Consider the following 17803-nt stretch of genomic DNA (forward strand, 5'->3'; position numbering starts at 1 on the left):
GCTTTAAAGCAGACCCCGGCGGCAAGAGTCAATTGGAAAACGCAGGTTTTAGCCGGTTCCGGGAGATATAATCGTTTTATAATGGAAAAAAGCCGCCAAACCCAGCGTTCCGGACAAAAATTAATACTTTATTTACTACAGATCAACGCCTTACGGGCATTTCCGCCCCTCGCAAAGCACCCACCGGGGCCTCCCAGTCGCCCGGCCGATCCTGCCGCCGGATGGTGACCGAGGCATACCAGCGGCTCGCAGTCCCCTCGCCCGGCCAGTACCACAGCCGGCCGCGTCCCGAGGCGAGCAGCAGTTCGGTTTCCACGCCCGCCGCCCCGGCAACATGGGCAGCCGTATTGCTGACCGTGACCACGCGGTCGAGCGCCCCCACCTGAGCCGCAAAGGCGTCCATGTCGCGCAGGCTGTCGATGGCCGGATCATGATGGATGGCCACGCCTTCCCCGCGCAGCCAGGCCAGGTCCTCCGCCACGTCGCCATATTGCAGCGATACCCAGAAGACGTCCGACCGCCCAAGCAGCGGCAGAAGGGCCGGCAGCGGAATGCTCTTGTCCTGGCCGATGCTGGTGTTGCCGCTGCGCCAGGACAGGCCGACGATGGCCCGTCCGCCGGCCATGGACCGATAAACCGCGCGTAGATCGCTCTGGCGCTGCGGATCGGGATGCAGGTATGGCGACGCCGGTGCAAAGGCAGCCTCATCGGTGCGCAGCCAGCGGCCGATACTGCCGAAGGGACATTGCGCCACGGCGGTCACCGGCGTGCCGCGGGCGACCACGGTCACCGCGCTGCCTGCCAGGCTCCGGGCAAAGAGATCGACCAGCCGTGCATCAACCGCCACAATCAGCGGCGCACCGATGCGGCGCTGCGCATCGCGCAGCATGGTGCCATACAGAATCTGGTCGCCGACGCCCTGCTCGCCCCAGAGCAACAGGGCGCCGCCATCTTTCAGGGCATCGCCAGTCCAGCGCGGCAGTCCCAGCCCCCAATCACTTTCAGCGTAATCGGGATTGCGCCAGCGCCAGTCGTATTCTTTCCATCCCAGGAAGTAGTTGCCTGTCGCAAGCAGGAACAGGCCATGATTCATGCGTCCGACGGGCCAGTCGGGTGCGATCTTCAGCAGCGTGTAAAACTGCTGTCCCGCCGTCGCCATGTCGCCGACGTCTTCCCAGAGAAGCATGGCGAGATTATTCCGCGCCTGCAGATGGCCGGGCTGCAAGGCCAGGGTGCGGTCGAAAGCGGCACGCGCTTCACCTGTAGCACCACGTCGGCGCAACAGGTTGGCCATATTGTAATGCCCTTCCACATAAGACGGATCGAGCGCCACTGCCTGACGATAGGCGGCCTCGGCTTCGTCAAAAATCGTCTGACCCAGCAGCGCCGTGCCGAGATTGCCGTGGAAAGATGCTTCATGCGGCGCAATGGCGATCGCGCGCCGGATCAATGCGGCGGCTTCCTGATGCCGACCTTCCTGATCGGTAATCACGCCCAGGAGATGCAATGCATCCGCCTGCTCAGGGTCATCGCGCAGAACCGCTTCGTAACAGTCCCGCGCCTCCTTCAGCTTACCATCCCGATGGAAGGTCACGCCCTGCTGCAGCAGATGTCCGATCTTGCCACTCATGCATCGGTCCCGGCGACAAATGACGTGAGAGCTGCATCAACATCACGCAGGGTTGCCTCCCAGTCGTCGCTGCGGCCGCTGCCGGATTGCCGGAACAGCCGCATCTGCGGATACCAGGGACTGTCACTGCGCCCGACAAACCAGTACCACAGGCGCCCGACACCACCGGGCAGCAGCGCCCAGGTCGCACACCCGGTTGCCGCGGCCAGATGCAACCCGCTGTTGCTGGTGCCGATCATCAGGTCCAGGGCTGCCGCCTGCGCGGCATAACGGTCGAGATCGTTCATCGCATCGACGGTATCATCGTGCAGGATGGCCACGCCCAGGCGATCCTGTACGGCCCGCAGTTCAGCGGATGTATCGCCATACTGCATGTCGACGAACAGCACATCCTGATGCCGCAGCATGGCCGCCCAGTCCGGCAACGCAATACTCTTATACGCACCATACAGGTGATTCTTGCTGCGCCATGTCAGCCCCACCACGCGCTTCCTGCCGTGACTGCGGTAACGCGTACGGAATTCATTCACCAGCGCAGGGTCCGGCTGCAGATATGCACGCGGTGGCGGAAAGGCCGCCAGCGTCGGACGCAGGATAGCGCCAAGATCACCAAGGCCGATCTGGACATTCGCGGTTTTCGCCAGCTCGGTCAGTTGCCCCTCAGCGGCCGGCACCACATCGATATGCGGAAAAGAACGCCGGAACAGGTCAACCAGACGGGGATCGCACGCGAAACGGAACGACGCGCCGCGCGCTGCGAGTTCCGGCAACATACCGGCGTAGATCACCTGATCGCCGATGCCCTGTTCGCCCCAGACGAGAATCTTCTGCCCGGCCCGCACGACGCCGTCCCAGTCCGGCAATAACCCGACAAGAATCTTGCCATGCGGATCGGCACCGCCGGCAGTCATGCGCACCTTGTAACGCGGCCACCCCTCGCCCAGACGCCCCATCGACAGCAACAGCAGCGCATGCTTCAGCTGGGCATCAGCCGCAGTCTCGGCGGTGCGGCGTCCTGGCGCCTCGACGGCCGCGGCAAAATCCGCCAGCGCCTCTTCATACTGGCCGGCATGCTCCAGGATCGTGCCGCGATGGGTCAACAGGACACAATCATCCGGCGCCATCTGCAGGGCACGATTGCAGCAGGCCAGCGCTTCCGCCACATCACCCGTATAAGCCAGAGCAGTGGACAGGTTGATCAGCATTTCCACACGCACACTGCCCAGTGTCTGCGCCAGGGCCAGCGCGCGGCGCAGCGGTGCCAGAGCCGCCTGCGGATTCTGCTCCTTGATCAGCACGGAACCGAGACCGGCCAGAGCCTGAACATGGTCGGGCTGCACGGCCAGGATGGCTTCGAACTCATGGGCGGCGTCGCGATAAGCTTCGGCATTGGCGATCTTGATCAGGGTCGCGGCATAGCTCTCGCGATAGCCGGTATTGCCGGGAGCGCGCGCAATGGCCTTGCGATGCTGCAAAACGGCTTCCTCATACCGCTCCAGATGGCGCAGGGCGCATCCAGCAAGATCCCGGAATTCGGTTACGGCGGGATTCCTGGCAATGGCGTCGATCAGAAGCGGTAACACCTTGGCGGGCTGTCTACGGGCCACAAGGATTCCGGCAAAGCCGATGAGCGCACCGACATTCCGCTCATCGAAGGCAAGCGCTGCGCGATACTGTGCCAGCGCGCCCTCCTCTTCACCCTTGCGTCGCATCAGATTGCCGAGATTGACATGGCCCTCGACATAAGATGCATCCAGGTCCAGCGCCGTCCTGTATGCCGCTTCGGCACCGGCAATATCATCCAGTGACAGCAAAGCGGTCCCTAGATTGCCATGAAAGGCCGCGACGGCCGGCGACTGCACGATGGCGCGCCGGATCAGATCGGCAGCGTCCCGGTGCCGGCTTTCCTGATCGGCAATCACGCCCAGAAGATGCAGCGCATCGGCAAGATCAGGCGATAATGCCAGCGCCGCCTCGTAATGCCGGCGGGCACCGGCCAGATCACCCTGTCCATGCGCCTGAACGCCGGCGACCAGCAAACGGGAGGCTTCAGGCGATATCATCGAGCGCCTGCTTTACTGTCTGCAATACACTGGACCAATCGCCCGGCGCCGACTGCCGGACCAGATGCAGGGAATCATACCACGGCGTGCGTTCGCCATGACGCGGCCAGTACCACATCCGGCCGCGCCCGTATGGGAGCAGAACCCAGCAGGGCTTACCCAGACCGCCCGCGAAATGAACCGTGGAATTGCTGGTGCTGACTACACCGTCCAGCGCCATGACCTGAGCCGCCAATCCATCCAGATCATTGGTCGGATCGGCGTCCGCATCTTCGTGCACGGTCACGCCATGGCGTTGGGCCAGCAGCGCGATCTCGTTACGCACGTTGCCATATTGCAGATTGACCCAGACCGTTCCCGGCCGCCGCAGAACCGGCAGCAATGCCTCAAGGTCGAGACTCTTGTAGGACCCGATATGCCAGTTGATGCTGCGCCAGGACAGGCCGATCAGTTTGTCGCCTGATTTGCCAAGACCGGCATACCGTGCCCGCAACGTGGCGACACGCGCTGGATCCGCGGCCAGATACTGTCCGCTGCGAACCTCCGGACCTTGCGATATGGCCTGCCCCATGCTGCCGAAGGGGCATTGCACATCGGCATCAGCCGCCGTTCCGCGCTCGATCACCGCAACAGTCTCTCCACCGACCGATCGTGCGAATAGCGGAACGAGCCGCTTCTCGACAGCAACTGTCACCGGCCCCGCGGCCTGACGGATAACATCGCGCAGCATCGTGCCATAAAGGATATGGTCTCCGATGCCCTGTTCGCCCCAGAGCATCAGCCGGCGGCCCTGCAAAGGCGCGCCATCCCAGCGCGGCAGGCCCTCACCCCAGTTCCGTTCACTGTATTCGCTGAACCCCCAGCGTCCTTCGAATTCGCGCCAGCCGGCCGCATAATCACCCTGCGACAGCAGGAATAATCCAAAATCCATCCGTGCTTCGGCGTGATCAGGCCGCTGCCGCAGTATCTGTTCGAAAGCCGCGCGAGCCCCGTCCGAATCATCGGTCAGGCTGAGCGTATAGGCCAGATTCTTTTCGGCCTCGATGAACGAGGGCTGCACATTCAAGGCCCTGCGGTAATAGGCAATCGCGTCGGCGAACTGTTCGCGCTCCAGCAGTGCGTTGCCGATCCCATTCATCGCCATGGCATTGGATGGATCCAGTGCCAGTGCCGTCTGGAAAGCAGCATAGGCGGCCGGCTTGTCGCCGGTCTTGCGCAGGACCAGGCCCAGGAAACAATGCGCCTCGGCATTGTCAGGGGCGAGCGCGATGGCCTGCTCCAGATACGGGCCAGCCTCAGCGGGCGCCTTGCGGTCGATCCTGCAACGGGCCTTTTCCAGCAGCAGATCGGCATCGGCCGGCAATGCGGGCATCATGCGGTCCAGCACTGCCTCAGCCTTCTCCGGCTCCCTCAGCATGCGCCAGGTTCTGGCCAGCATGCGGACGGCATAAGCGTCGTCAGGCGCCAGCGAGAGAGCCTCGTTGAAATGCTCGGCAGCCTCGGTCAACTTGCCTTCCGCCGTCGCAATCAGACCGAGACGCTGCCTGGCCCTGTAGTTTTGCGGATCAATCGTAAGCACCAGTGTGCAGGCGCGACGCGCATCGCCAAAATGCCCGGAGAGCTGCAACGCCTTGGCGGCGTTCAGGGTCTTGGTGATTTTCTCGGCAATCCGGTCTGGCTGCATGGTAGTCTGGATTTATGCCATGAGCGTTAAGGCATTCGTAATACCCGGAGAAGCCCTTTGAGCCTGCCCGAGGCCACTGCCGCCCCCTCGCCCGCCGCCCATATCGGGGCACCGGAGCGGCTGGAGGGTGCCGCCGCCTTCACCCGGGCCCTGATGCATGATTTTTCCGGTTATCTGATTTCACTGGGTTTGCTCAATCTGGGCAACCTGCTGTTGTTGCCGCTGATCACGGCCTATCTGACCCCCGAGGAACTCGGCCTCTACAGCCTGGTCGAGACGGCGCAGATTCAGGGCGGGACCTTCAGCCTGCTCGGCATGAAATTCGCCTACCTTTATTATTATGCCCAGTCGGCGCCATCGCAGCGCCCCCGCCTGCTCGGCAATGCGCTGGTTCTGGTCACCATCGCTGGATTCGGCACCGGCCTCCTGATGGCAGCCCTGTTCGCCAGCAGCGCCGCCATGGCGCTGTTCGATGCCACACCGCTGCCGATGGCCTGGCTACTGGTGCCGCTGATGCTGGAAGCGGGACTGTTCACTGTGTTGCTGACCGAGCTCCGCGCCAGCCGTCATGTCTGGATGTCGGGCGTCATCACCGTGTCGCATCTGGTGTTGTGGCTGCTGCTCAGCGTCTGGCTGGTGGCGCTCAAGGGTTATGGCCTGCCCGGCCTGATCGGTGCCCAGGTGATCGCCATGACGCTCTCCAGTATCATTGCGCTGATCCTCGTCGGTGGCCGGATCAGGATCAGCGTCACCAGCAGCGAAAGCCTGCGTCTGCTGCGCTATGGCTTTCCGATGATGTTGGGCCTAGTCCTGCGCTACAGCCTGGATACGCTGTGCCGTTTCGCGCTCGCCGCCCTGGTGTCCATCGAGGCCGCCGGCCAGTTCCTGGTGGTCAGTCGCGTCACCACGCTGTTCGAAGCGATATTCGCCCTGCCCTTTCTCACGGCCTGGGGCGGCCTCGTGCATCATGCGCTGCGTCGTCCGGAATCCGCTCGCATCGTCGGACAGGTCAGCAGCCTGGTGATCGGCGTGGCGGCGCTGCTAGCGCTGATCATGCTGACGATCCAGCCGCTGCTGTTGACCGTGCTGGCCCATGACCCGATGCCGCAGATCGCGGGCGCCTTCGCCCTCCTTCTGCTGATGCGTGTGGTACTGACGGCGAAATCGCCGCTCACCGCCGGCATCCTGCGCAGCGGACGCACAGGCTGGTCCGTCAGCAACAACCTGCTCGCGCTGATCGTCTTCCTGCTGCTGGTCTGGCCCGCCTCGCGGATGGCTGGCCTGACCGGCATGGCCTTCGCCATGCTGGCAGCCAACCTGGTGGCCGCCAGCACCCTTGGCATCACCGCCTGGCGCGATTGCCCGCAGGTCATAGCGATGCCGGCCATCCTGATGGGTCTGCTGCTGGCGCTTGCCAGCGCCGCCATGGTCGCTATAGGTCCGCTGCCGCTATGGCTCGGCGGCCTGAGCATCGCCGCGGCACTAATATTGGCACTACCGCTCGTCCGTCATCTCGACGTCACCAATCGGCTATAGTGCCTGCACATGACGATTCGTAACCTCGACAAACTGTTCGCCCCGACATCGATTGCGGTGATCGGTGCTTCGGACCGGCCCGCGAAGGTCGGCACCGTTGTGCTGGACAATCTGGTGGCCAGCGGTTTCAAAGGCGCGATCTGGCCGGTCAATCCGAAATACCGCAGCCTGCATGGCCTGCCCTGCTACGCCAGGGTATCGGTCTTGCCATCGCCGCCCGATCTGGCGGTGATCGCCACACCGGCCGAGACCATCCCGGCGCAGATCGAAGCGCTGGGCGCCATCGGCTGCCGCGCCGCCGTCGTGCTGACGGCCGGCCTTTCCATGTCGGCCGCCGATGGCCGCACGTTGCAACAGGCGATGCTGGATGCCGCCAAGCCGCATCTGCTGCGCATCCTGGGACCGAACTGCATCGGGCTCATCATTCCCGGCCTGCGCCTGAATGCCAGCTTTGCCCATGCCAATGCCCAGCCCGGCCAGCTTGCCTTCGTCAGTCAGTCAGGCGCGCTCTGCACCATTGTGCTCGACTGGGCGAAACAGCATGGCATCGGCTTCAGCCATTTCCTTTCAGTCGGCGATTCAGCCGACGTGGATTTCGGCGACATCATTGACTATCTCGCGACCGATCCGCAGACACGCGCCATCCTGCTCTATATCGAGTCCGTCAAGAACGCGCGCAAGTTCATCTCGGCGGCGCGCGCCGCCGCCCGCAACAAGCCGATCGTCGCGGTGAAGTCCGGCCGCAATGCCCGTGCCGCACAGGCAGCCGCATCCCATACCGGTGCGCTGGCCGGCGGCGATGATGTGTATTCGGCAGCGTTGCGTCGCGCCGGCATCCTGCGCGTGGATGGCGTCGAGGCGCTGTTCCACACCGTCGAGACGCTGGCCCGCAGCCGTCGCTTGCCCGGCGAACGGCTGGCCATCATCACCAATGGCGGTGGCCCCGGCGTGATGGCGGTGGATGCCCTGATCGACCATGGCGGCCTGCTGGCTGATCTCAACCCGATCACCATGGCAACGCTCGATCGCGTACTGCCATCCACCTGGTCGCATGGGAATCCCATCGACATCGTGGGCGATGCGCCGCCGGAGCGTTATACCGCCGCGTTGCATGCCGTGATGACCGATCCCGGCGTGGATGCGGTGCTGGTGATGCATGCCCCCACCGCCATCGCGCCGCCATTGGCGCCGGCCGAGGCCGTGATCGCGGCCTCGCGCGGCACGTCGAAGAATATTCTCACCTGCTGGTCGGGCGGCGAGTCCATGCGCGAGGCCCGCAAGGCCTTTGCCGAAGCCGGTCTGGTTTCATTCGAAACGCCCGATGCCGCCATCCGCGCCTTCACGCTGATGGTGGATTACCGGCGCAACATGCAAAACCTGATGGAGACGCCGGCTGAAATGCCGGAGGATCTCGCCGCCGATCGCGGCGCGGTGCGCGCCATCATTCAGGCGGCGCTGGCGCAAGGCCGCAGTGCGCTGACCGAGATTGAGGGCAAACAGATTCTGGCCGCCTACGGCATCCCGACCATTCCGACCGAGGCCGCCGATACGCCCGGTGCCGCCGGCGTGGCGGCCCAACGTCTGGGCTATCCGGTGGCACTGAAGATTCTCTCACCCGACATCCAGCATAAATCCGATGTCGGCGGCGTGGCGCTCAACCTGGGCAGCAAGGCCGAGCTGCAGGCTGCCGCTATCGCCATGCTGGAGCGCGTGCAACGCCTGCGCCCCACGGCACGCATTGACGGCTTCACCGTGCAGCCGATGATTCGACGCACCCGCGCCCATGAGCTGATCGTCGGTGCACTCACTGATCCGATCTTCGGCCCTGCCATCGTGTTTGGGCAGGGTGTCGGCGTCGCCGACGAGATCGGCGATCGCGCCATCGCGTTGCCGCCGCTCAACATGCATCTAGCGCATGACCTGATCAGCCGCACCAAGGTCAGCCGCCTGCTCGACGGCTATCGCGACTATCCTGCCGTCGACCGCGATGCGCTGGCGGCACTGCTAATTCGCCTGGCCCAGCTCATTGCGGACCATGCCGAAATCGCCGAACTCGACATCGACCCGCTCTATGCCGACGACCAGGGCATGATGGCGCTGGATGCCCGCATCGTGGTGCGCGTCAGCACGCTGACCGGACCCGATCATCTCGCCATCCGCCCCTATCCCAGCGGCCTGGAAGAAACCGTGGCGCTACGCGATGGCGAAAAGGTGCTGATCCGGCCGATCCGCCCCGAGGACGAACCGGCCCATGACGATTTCGTGAGCCGGGTTTCGGCCGAGGATTACCGTCTACGCTTCTTCTCGCCCATGCGCAGCCTGCCGCATTCGGAAATGGCGCGCTTCACCCAGATCGACTACGAGCGCGAGATGGCCTTTATCGCCACCCGCATAAAGCCGGATGGCCATGCTGAGACGCCCCATTCAGAAACACTGGGCGTGGTGCGGGCAATCACCGATCCGGACAACCAGCGGGCCGAATTCGCCGTGCTGGTGCGCACCGACATGAAGGGCCAGGGCCTGGGTGAAATCCTGATGCGAAAGATTATCGCCTACTGCCGCCAGCGCGGCACGCGCGAGATCGTGGGCGACATCCTGCGGGAAAACCAGGCCATGCGGGCGCTGGCGACCGAACTGGGCTTCAAGAGCACGGGCAGCATGGGTCACGATGTCGTGGAAGTGCGCCTGCCGCTGGAATAACCGCCTTTTGCTGCAACTGCGCCCGGGCCGGCCCGGGGTTGCCCCACCCCCGCCCCCTCACTATCTTAAGCGCCAAGATGCTTGATCCCTTCGGCCGCACTGTCTCCTACCTGCGCGTATCGGTCACCGACCGCTGCGACTTCCGCTGTGTCTACTGCATGGCGGAGGACATGACCTTTCTGCCCAAGGCGGATGTGCTCAGCCTCGAAGAACTCGACCGGCTCTGCTCCGCCTTCGTGCGCATGGGCGTCCGCAAGCTGCGCCTGACCGGCGGTGAGCCGCTGGTGCGCCGCGGCATCATGACGCTCATCGACAATCTGGGCCGCCACCTGAAGACCGGCGCGCTGGACGAGCTGACGCTCACCACCAACGGCAGCCAGCTCGAGAAATATGCCGATGGCCTCGCTGCCGCCGGCGTGAAGCGGATCAATGTCTCACTCGACACGCTGGATGCCGACAAGTTCACCGAACTGACCCGCTGGGGCAAGCTCGACAAGGTGATGGCCGGACTGAAAGCCGCCAAGGCGGCCGGCCTGCAGGTGAAGATCAACGCCGTAGCGCTGCGCGGTGTCAACGATATGGAATTCGACGCCCTGATCGCCTGGTGCGGCGACGAAGGCTTCGATCTCGTGCTGATCGAAGTGATGCCGATGGGCGAGATGGGCGAAGCCGTCCGTCTCGACCAGTATCTGCCGTTATCCATGGCGCGTGGACAGATTCAGCGCAAATGGACGTTGGAAGACACCGATTACCAGACCGGCGGTCCGGCGCGCTATTACACCGTGAAGGAAACCGGCCGGCGGCTCGGCTTCATCACGCCGATGACCCATAATTTCTGCGAAAGCTGCAACCGCGTGCGGCTGACCTGCACCGGCACGCTCTATATGTGCCTGGGCCAGAATGATGCCGCAGACCTGCGCGCGCCGCTGCGGATGTCGGAAAGCGACGCGCCGCTGGAAGATGCCATCCGCGAGGCCATCGCCCGCAAGCCCAAGGGCCATGACTTCATCATCGACCGCCGCCAGGCGGTCGCCGCTGTGCCCCGCCACATGAGTGTTACCGGCGGTTGATCAAGACCGGCGGCTGACCGTCTTCAGTCCTTGCTGACACCATTGGCCAGCGTGTACTGGTCGGCGCGCGCGCGATAGCTGAAGCCCTTGCGCAGCCCCCAGCTTGTCACCTCGATGTGCAGCGGGATCAGCGCCTGATCGTCCATGGCCAGCTTCGAGCCCTGCTGCAGCAGGGCCTCACGCTTGGCGTTGTCGACAGTGCCGATCGCCTGCTCGACAATCGCATCCAGGGCCGGATTGGAATAACGGCTCTTGTTCGCGGTGCCGTAGCCCTTTTCGCGGTTCACCGTGGTGACGATGGAGCGCAGCGGGTTCGACATCTCGCCCGTGCCCGCCGCCCAGCCGACCAGACCGGCCGAATACTTGAACTCGTCACGGTTCTTGAAGAACACCGTGGCATTCACGGCCTCGACCTTCGCCTTCACACCGACGCGGGTCCATTGCGAGGCGATCGCCTGCGCCACTTCGGCATCGTTGATATAGCGGTTGTTCGGCGAGCCGATGGTAATGGTGAAGCCGTTCGGATAACCGGCCTCCGTCAGCAGCTTCTTCGCCTGCTCGGGATCATAGGCATCGGGCTTGGCATCGGGGCGCGTACCGAACATCGGAGTCGGCAGGAAGTCGCCCACCGGCTTGCCCAGACCTTCCATGATGCGGCTGGCGATCGCTTCGCGGTTGATCGCCAGCGACAGCGCCTTGCGCACGCGCACATCCTTCAGCGGGTTCTTGCCATCGGTATCGGGAATACCGGCCGTCGGCTCACCCACATCCAGCGAGATGTAGATCAGGCGGTTCGACACCACGTCGCTGATCTTCACATTGGGATTCTCGCGCAGCTTCTTCATGTCGGCCGGCGGCGGATTCTCGATCATGTCGACATCGCCCGCCAGCAGCGCAGCCACGCGGGCAGCATCGTTCGACATCGGGCGATAAATCACGGTCGCCCATTTCGGCTTGCCGCCCCAGTAATCGGGGTTGGCGGCCAGCACCAGGCGATTGCCGCGCGTCCATTCGACGAACTTGTAGGGGCCGGTGCCGACCAGGCCTTCGCCCTTGTTCAGGTTCTCGGTGGTCATGCCTTCTGCCACGTCGGCCTTGGCGGCCTTCGACGACATGATGGCGACGCGGCTGAGATCGTTGGGCAGCAGCGGCGTCGGCCCCTTGGTGATGAAGCGGATAGTGTGATCGTCGATGATCTTCAGTTCGGAAAAGGCACGGGCGAAGACCGTGAAGGGCGACGGGCTGTTCGGCACCTTGGCAGTGCGCGCCATCGAGAAGGCCACATCGGCCGCCGTGAAGGGCGAACCGTCATGGAACTTCACGCCCTTGCGCAGCTTGAATTCCCAGGTGGTGTCATCCACCGCTGCCCAGCTCTCGGCCAGGCCGGGCGTCAGCTTCTGCGTCTCGTCCTGTGTGATCAGGGTATTGAAGATCGAATAGGCGATCTGGTTGTTGGCGGTGAGGTTGAAGTAATGCGGATCCACCGAGCTGGGTTCGGTGGACAGCCCGATCTTCAGCTCCTGCGCCCCGGCGGATGCCGCCAGCAGACCGAAGCACAGAACTGTCATCGCAAGTCGCATCATCGCCGTCATGGCCCTGGTCCTTTGGGAAAGCATGATCATGGGGGAAGCTTGCCGCCCCTGTCACACTCTGGCAAGCCGCAGCACCAGCCCTTCCGCCCGCCTGCAAGGCTGGCGCGTCCCTGCCCGGCCGCTATACTCGCCCGATGAGCCGATTCAAGAAGATCGCTTTTGTCGCCGCCCGGGGCGAGACCGCCGAAGCCGCCCGCGAGCGGCTGGCCTCGCGTTATGGCGATACGCCGCCGGAAAAGGCCGATGTGATCGTGGCGCTCGGCGGTGACGGCTACATGCTGCAGACACTGCACCAGCATATGACAAGCCAGAAGCCGATCTACGGCATGAACCAGGGCACCCTCGGCTTCCTGATGAACGAATACCGCGAGCATGACCTGCTCGAGCGGCTGGCCGAGGCGCACACCGCCACCGTGCATCCATTACGCATGCGCGCCACCACAGAGAATGGCGAGCAGCATGAGGCATTGGCGATCAACGAGGTGGCGCTGCTGCGCCAGACCCGCCAGACCGCCAAGCTGCGCATCCATATCGACAACCGCGTACGCGTCGAGGAACTGGTCTGCGACGGCGTGATGGTGGCGACACCGGCCGGCAGCACAGCCTACAACCTTTCGGCCCATGGCCCGGTCCTGCCGCTGTCGGCGGGCGTGCTGGCGCTGACGCCGATCAGCGCCTTCCGTCCGCGCCGCTGGCGTGGCGCGCTGCTCGGCCGCGCGGCAACCGTGAAGATCGATGTTCTGGAAACCGCCAAGCGGCCTGTCTCGGCGACGGCCGATTTCAACGAAGTGCGCGATGTGGTGGCGGTTGAAATTCGCGAGGCGCCGGAACTGGCGCTGACCCTGCTGTTCGATGCGGGGCACAGCCTGGAAGAGCGCATCCTCAACGAGCAGTTTCTGGCTTAACCCGCGTGAAAATGAAAAACGCCGCGGGATCGCTCCCGCGGCGCTGTTTCTCAGAGTGATCCTCGATCAGTCGCGGCTCACGCCATTGGCATAGGTGTACTGGTCGGCGCGCGCCTTGTAGCTGAGCCCCTTGCGGACCGCCCAGGGCGTCACTTCGATATGCAGCGGGATCAGCGCCTGATCGTCCATGGCCATCTTCGAGCCCTGCTGCAGCAGCATGTCGCGCTTGGCATCGTCAACGGTGCCCAGCGCCTGCTCGATGATCGCATCCAGCTGCGGGTTCGAATACCGGCCCTTGTTGGTGCCGCCGAAGCCCTTTTCGCGGATCGGCGTCGCCACCAGCGAGCGCAGCGGATCCGACATTTCGCCGGTGCCCGCACCCCAGCCGGCCAGATAGGCCGAATACTTGAACTCGTCGCGGTTCTTGAAGAACACGGTCGCCGTGGTGGCATCGACCTTGGTCTTCACGCCGATACGGGTCCACTGCGACGCCACCGCCTGCGCCACTTCGGCGTCATTGATATAGCGGTTGTTCGGCGTGCCCAGCGTGATCGAGAAGCCGTTCGGATAGCCAGCATCGGCCAGCAGCTTCTTGGCGGCTTCGGCGTTGTAGGCTTCCGGCTTGGCATCCTTGCGGGTACCAAACATCGGCGACGGCAGGAAGTCGCCGGTCGGCTGGCCCAGGTTTTCCATGATGCGGGTCGAGATCGCTTCGCGATTGATCGCCATGGACAGGGCTTTGCGCACGCGCACATCCTTCAGCGGATTCTTTTCGCCCGCATCGGTGATGCCCACGGTGGTCGGCGTGCTGAAGCTGTCGAGATGGATGTAGATCAGGCGGTTCGAAACGGCCTGGCTGATCTTCACATTCGGATTCTCGCGCAGCTTCTTCAGGTCGGCTGGCGGCGGGTTTTCGATCAGGTCGACGTCGCCGGCGAGCAGCGCGGCCACACGGGCGGCGTCATTCGACATCGGACGGTAGGTGACCTTGTCCCATTTCGGCTTGTCACCCCAGTAGTCCTTGTTGGCAGTCAGCACCAAGCGGTTGCCGCGCACCCATTCGACGAACTTGTAGGGGCCGGTGCCGATCAGGCCTTCACCCTTACCCAGCGCCTCGGTGGTCATGCCTTCAGCCACATCGGCTTTGGCGGCCTTCGACGACATGATGGCGACGCGGCTCACATCGGTCGGCAGCAGCGGTGCGGGCGCCTTGGTGATGAAATGCACGGTGAAATCGTCGATCGCCTTCACTTCGCTGAACGAGCGGGTGAACAGCGTGAACGGCGACGGGCTGTTCGGCACCTTGGCCGGACGCGCCATGGTGAAGATGACGTCGGCGGCCGTGAACGGGCTGCCGTCATGGAACTTCACACCCTTGCGCAGCTTGAATTCCCAGGTGGTGTCGTTCAGCGCCTTCCAGCTCTCGGCCAGGCCGGGTGTCAGCTTCTGGGTTTCGTCCTGCAGGATCAGGGTGTCGAAAATGGTGAAGGCGATCTGGTTGTTCGGACCGAGATTGTGATAGTGCGGATCCATCGCGCTCGGCTCGGTCGAAATGCCGATTTTCAGTTCCTGCGCCCAGGCCTGGTTCCCGGCGAACAGCATCGGCGCGGCGACCACGCCAGCCGACAGCAGGGTAGCGGCCGCCAGCGTTTTCCATCGCATCATCATTGGGGTGATCTCCTCATTCATGGCGCGTCTGTCGCGCCAAACTGGGGAGGCAGCTTGCCGATTCAGTCGGCAGGAGACAAGACCCGGGCTAGATCACGAGTGCAATTGCGAAGGCGATCAGCACCCCCCCGGCGATGCGGTTGATCCAGCGCCGGGCCTCGGTCCCGATGCGCTGCCGCAGGGCCGCGACTCCGCCGCTCAGGATCGCCCACCAAAGCAGCGAACCGATGAAAACCCCGGCGACCGCCGAAGCCGCCGCGGCCAGAGTCGGCTCCGCCGCCAGGCCCAGTCCGGCGAACAGTGCAGCGAAAGACAGAATGGTCGCGGGGTTGCTCATGGTCAGCGCGAAGGTGACGGCGAACAGCCTGACCGGCCGCCCCTGCTGTGGCAGAGCGGCCGCCTGTTCCACCACCGGCGCGGTCATGGTTTTCCAGCCGAGCCACAGGATGAAGGCTGCCCCGCCCCAGCGCAGCAGGTCCTGCACCGATCCGATGCTGTCGGCCAGGATGGCGAAACCGCTGGCGGCCAGCGCGGCATAGAGGGCATCGGCCACCGCCGTGCCGATTCCGCCGCTGAATCCGGTCCAGAATCCGCCAGCCAGGCTGCGCTGGATGCACAGCACGCCAATCGGACCCACCGGCATCGCGACAGCGAGGCCCAGCAGGATACCGCGCAGGAACAGGTCGAGGTCGGGAATCATGCCGGACATCATGCCTGGGCGGGATGAATGGGCACCGCGGCGGTTTCCTTGGCCGTGGACAGCACGACCACCGTCTGGCTGCGCGGAATGCCGGGCAGTGCCTTGATGCGACGGGCCACCAGTTCCTCCAGCGCCAACAGGCTGGAAGCCCGCACCTTCAGCAGATACGACCATTCGCTGGCGACATGGTGGCATTCCTGGATCGCATGTTCATCGCGCACCAGCGCGTGGAAGGCGGCCTCGTGTTCGGGCCGCTCGATCAGCACATGCACGAAGGCCAGTACACCGTTGCCGGCCGCCAGCGGGTCGATCCGCGCAGTCCAGCCGGCGATCACCCCCTGCTTTTCCAGCTTCTTCAGGCGTTCGTTCACCGCCGAGACCGAGAGGCCGACCGTGCCTCCGATCTCGGCATACGAACTACGGCCAAAATGCTGAATATGCCATAGTATTTTACGGTCAAAATCGTCCATACCGGTATTTTATCCGGCACAAACGCCAAAGTTAAGGAAAATCTATACCGGAACCTCGAGGCCGATGGGACAGGACACGCCCGTGCCCCCTAACCCGCAGTATCCATTGGGATTTTTTGCCAGATACTGCTGATGATAGTCCTCGGCGTAATAGAAGGCCGAAGCATCCAGGATTTCGGTGGTGATCTTGCCCCGCTTCGCCTTGGTCAGGGCTTCCTGATAGGCCTTGAGCGAGGCCTCGGCGGTTTTCCGCTGTTCGGGCGAGGTGACATAGATACCCGAACGATATTGCGTGCCGACATCGTTGCCCTGCCGCATGCCCTGCGTCGGGTCATGGTTTTCCCAGAACACCTTCAGCAGGGCCGCATAGGAAATCTGCTTCGGGTCGAACACCACCTGCACCACTTCGTTATGGCCGGTCTGACCGCTACAGACCTCTTCATAGGTCGGATTGGGCGTGTAGCCGGCGGCATAGCCGACCGCCGTGCTGTAGACGCCGGGGCCGGCCTGCCAGAACTTGCGTTCGGCGCCCCAGAAGCAGCCCAGGCCGAACACCGCGGTTTCCAGGCCTTCAGGGAATGGCGCTTTCAGTGCATTGCCGTTGACGAAATGCTTGGGCGGCACCGGCATGACCGCATCTCGGCCAGGCAGCGCCTTGTCGCGTGCAGGCAATTCCGTCTTGTGACGCGGCGTGCTGAACCACATGACATATCTCCCGGCTATGACAGACTGAGGAGGCAGCCCTGCATTCAGCACAGGACTGCCCTGCGGGCAACCCGGGTTTCCGGGACCACGCAATAAAGGTAGGGTGCAGTTTCAAAGAATCAAAATCACAACACTGCGTTCCGCCTTGTCCAGTCCTTCCCTTCCGTTTTACGCCCGCCTGCTCGGCTCCGGCACTCGCCGCGGCGTGATTTCGATGGTGCTGGGCATGGCGGCCTTCGTCGCCAACGATACCCTGATCAAGCTGGCCAGCACCACCATGCCGACCGGGCAGCTGATCACCATGCGCAACATCGTATCGACCCTGCTGATCCTCGGGCTGATCATCGCGACCAGCCAGACGGCCCATCTGCGCCGCATTGCCGATCGCGCCGTGATGGCCCGCAGCGCCCTCGATATCGTGGCAACCATCCTGTATCTGGTCGCGCTGTTCCACATGCCGATCGGCAACGTCACGGCGATCAATATGGCGACGCCGCTGGCGCTGACCGCCGCCGCAGCCGTCTTCCTGCAGGTGCCGGTGGGCTGGCGCCGCTGGTCGGCGGTCGGCATGGGTTTCATCGGAATCCTGCTGATCATCCAGCCGCGCGCCGAGGGCTTCAACGCCTACTCGCTGGTGGCGCTCGCCTCGATCATCTTCATCGTCTCGCGCGACCTCAGCACGCGGCGCATCGCGCCGGGCATTCCCTCGCTGGTCATCGCGCTGGCCAATGCGATCTTCGTGCTGACTGGCGCGCTGACACTCTCGGCCTTCGAAGGCTGGGTCATGGTCGGCTGGCGCGAATGCCTGCTGCTGTTCTGCGCCGGCATCCTGCTAGTCGGCGGCTATCTGCTGATCGTCGATGCCTTCCGCCATGGCGACCTCGCCACGGTCGGGCCGTTCCGCTACACCGGCCTGATCTGGGCACTGGTTTCAGGTTACGTGGTCTGGGGCGACATCCCGAATGCGCTGGCCTGCGGCGGCATCGTCATCGTGGTCGGCGCTGGCCTCTACGTGTTGCATCGCGAACGCCTGAAGATGCAGCAGGAAGCCGCCAAGGCCGGGCCTGCTGCAGAGTAGTT

The 17803-nt window shown here is 63.9% G+C and carries 13 protein-coding genes; 5 read left to right on the forward strand and 8 right to left on the reverse strand.

Annotated features, from left to right (window positions below):
* Positions 1-142: 142 nt before the first annotated feature.
* Genes AC1RRE_RS12515 through AC1RRE_RS12525 form a run of 3 tightly spaced genes read right to left on the reverse strand, consistent with a single transcriptional unit; the run spans position 143 to position 5377 of the window.
* Positions 143-1630, reverse strand: a complete 1488-nt coding sequence (locus tag AC1RRE_RS12515) for a tetratricopeptide repeat protein (RefSeq protein ID WP_492981514.1) — start codon at positions 1628-1630, stop codon at positions 143-145.
* A complete protein-coding gene (locus AC1RRE_RS12520; RefSeq protein ID WP_492981515.1) occupies positions 1627-3693 on the reverse strand; it encodes a tetratricopeptide repeat protein in 2067 nt (688 codons plus the stop codon). Before AC1RRE_RS12520 ends, AC1RRE_RS12515 begins: the two co-directional genes overlap by 4 nt.
* Positions 3680-5377 carry a tetratricopeptide repeat protein gene (locus AC1RRE_RS12525; protein WP_492981516.1) on the reverse strand — a complete coding sequence of 566 codons (1698 nt, stop codon included), beginning with the start codon at positions 5375-5377 and terminating at the stop codon, positions 3680-3682. The genes AC1RRE_RS12520 and AC1RRE_RS12525 overlap by 14 nt, the downstream gene beginning before the upstream one ends.
* A 57-nt stretch (positions 5378-5434) precedes the next feature.
* On the opposite strand from AC1RRE_RS12525, the gene AC1RRE_RS12530 reads away from it, so the two are divergent.
* From AC1RRE_RS12530 to moaA, 3 genes are all read left to right on the forward strand, one after another.
* The gene (locus tag AC1RRE_RS12530; protein WP_492981517.1) at positions 5435-6913 is read left to right on the forward strand and encodes a lipopolysaccharide biosynthesis protein; all 1479 of its coding nucleotides are present in this window, start codon (positions 5435-5437) and stop codon (positions 6911-6913) included.
* Between the two features lie 9 nt (positions 6914-6922).
* Entirely contained in the window at positions 6923-9613 is a 2691-nt protein-coding gene (locus AC1RRE_RS12535) for a bifunctional acetate--CoA ligase family protein/GNAT family N-acetyltransferase (protein WP_492981518.1), read from the forward strand.
* Between the two features lie 77 nt (positions 9614-9690).
* Positions 9691-10683: a GTP 3',8-cyclase MoaA gene (gene moaA, locus AC1RRE_RS12540; RefSeq protein WP_492981519.1), complete on the forward strand. Its 993-nt coding sequence runs from the start codon at positions 9691-9693 to the stop codon at positions 10681-10683.
* 23 nt (positions 10684-10706) lie between these two features.
* Here moaA and AC1RRE_RS12545 read toward each other — a convergent pair whose 3' ends face one another.
* On the reverse strand, positions 10707-12251 hold the full coding sequence (locus tag AC1RRE_RS12545; protein WP_492981520.1) for an ABC transporter substrate-binding protein: 1545 nt from the start codon (positions 12249-12251) through the stop codon (positions 10707-10709).
* 158 nt (positions 12252-12409) lie between these two features.
* On the opposite strand from AC1RRE_RS12545, the gene AC1RRE_RS12550 reads away from it, so the two are divergent.
* Entirely contained in the window at positions 12410-13180 is a 771-nt protein-coding gene (locus AC1RRE_RS12550) for an NAD kinase (protein ID WP_492981521.1), read from the forward strand.
* A gap of 66 nt (positions 13181-13246) precedes the next feature.
* On the opposite strand, the gene AC1RRE_RS12555 is transcribed toward AC1RRE_RS12550, so the two are convergent.
* The 4 genes from AC1RRE_RS12555 to msrA all read right to left on the reverse strand — a co-directional run bounded on the left by AC1RRE_RS12555 (position 13247) and on the right by msrA (position 16723).
* On the reverse strand, positions 13247-14848 hold the full coding sequence (locus tag AC1RRE_RS12555) for an ABC transporter substrate-binding protein (RefSeq protein ID WP_492981522.1): 1602 nt from the start codon (positions 14846-14848) through the stop codon (positions 13247-13249).
* Between the two features lie 88 nt (positions 14849-14936).
* Positions 14937-15548 carry a LysE family translocator gene (locus AC1RRE_RS12560; RefSeq protein WP_492981523.1) on the reverse strand — a complete coding sequence of 204 codons (612 nt, stop codon included), beginning with the start codon at positions 15546-15548 and terminating at the stop codon, positions 14937-14939.
* A gap of 8 nt (positions 15549-15556) precedes the next feature.
* On the reverse strand, positions 15557-16018 hold the full coding sequence (locus AC1RRE_RS12565) for an Lrp/AsnC family transcriptional regulator (RefSeq protein WP_492981524.1): 462 nt from the start codon (positions 16016-16018) through the stop codon (positions 15557-15559).
* A 42-nt stretch (positions 16019-16060) separates the two neighbouring features.
* Positions 16061-16723 (reverse strand): peptide-methionine (S)-S-oxide reductase MsrA, encoded by a 663-nt coding sequence (gene msrA, locus AC1RRE_RS12570; protein WP_492981525.1) that lies wholly within the window; start codon positions 16721-16723, stop codon positions 16061-16063.
* Between the two features lie 145 nt (positions 16724-16868).
* Here msrA and AC1RRE_RS12575 point away from each other — a divergent pair, with 145 nt between their 5' ends.
* Positions 16869-17801, forward strand: a complete 933-nt coding sequence (locus AC1RRE_RS12575) for a DMT family transporter (RefSeq protein WP_492981526.1) — start codon at positions 16869-16871, stop codon at positions 17799-17801.
* Positions 17802-17803 lie beyond the last annotated feature (2 nt).

Source organism: Ferrovibrio sp. GW821-FHT12D07 (assembly GCF_058807275.1).

Bases quoted from the DNA above. Each gene is read 5' to 3' on its own strand.
- msrA (WP_492981525.1), bottom strand. From the start codon at position 16,723: ATGTGGTTCAGCACGCCGCGTCACAAGACGGAATTGCCTGCACGCGAC.
- AC1RRE_RS12515 (WP_492981514.1), bottom strand. From the start codon at position 1,630: ATGAGTGGCAAGATCGGACATCTGCTGCAGCAGGGCGTGACCTTCCAT.
- moaA (WP_492981519.1), top strand. From the start codon at position 9,691: ATGCTTGATCCCTTCGGCCGCACTGTCTCCTACCTGCGCGTATCGGTC.
- AC1RRE_RS12565 (WP_492981524.1), bottom strand. From the start codon at position 16,018: ATGGACGATTTTGACCGTAAAATACTATGGCATATTCAGCATTTTGGC.
- AC1RRE_RS12555 (WP_492981522.1), bottom strand. From the start codon at position 14,848: ATGATGATGCGATGGAAAACGCTGGCGGCCGCTACCCTGCTGTCGGCT.
- AC1RRE_RS12525 (WP_492981516.1), bottom strand. From the start codon at position 5,377: ATGCAGCCAGACCGGATTGCCGAGAAAATCACCAAGACCCTGAACGCC.
- AC1RRE_RS12545 (WP_492981520.1), bottom strand. From the start codon at position 12,251: ATGACAGTTCTGTGCTTCGGTCTGCTGGCGGCATCCGCCGGGGCGCAG.
- AC1RRE_RS12550 (WP_492981521.1), top strand. From the start codon at position 12,410: ATGAGCCGATTCAAGAAGATCGCTTTTGTCGCCGCCCGGGGCGAGACC.
- AC1RRE_RS12560 (WP_492981523.1), bottom strand. From the start codon at position 15,548: ATGATTCCCGACCTCGACCTGTTCCTGCGCGGTATCCTGCTGGGCCTC.
- AC1RRE_RS12535 (WP_492981518.1), top strand. From the start codon at position 6,923: ATGACGATTCGTAACCTCGACAAACTGTTCGCCCCGACATCGATTGCG.
- AC1RRE_RS12520 (WP_492981515.1), bottom strand. From the start codon at position 3,693: ATGATATCGCCTGAAGCCTCCCGTTTGCTGGTCGCCGGCGTTCAGGCG.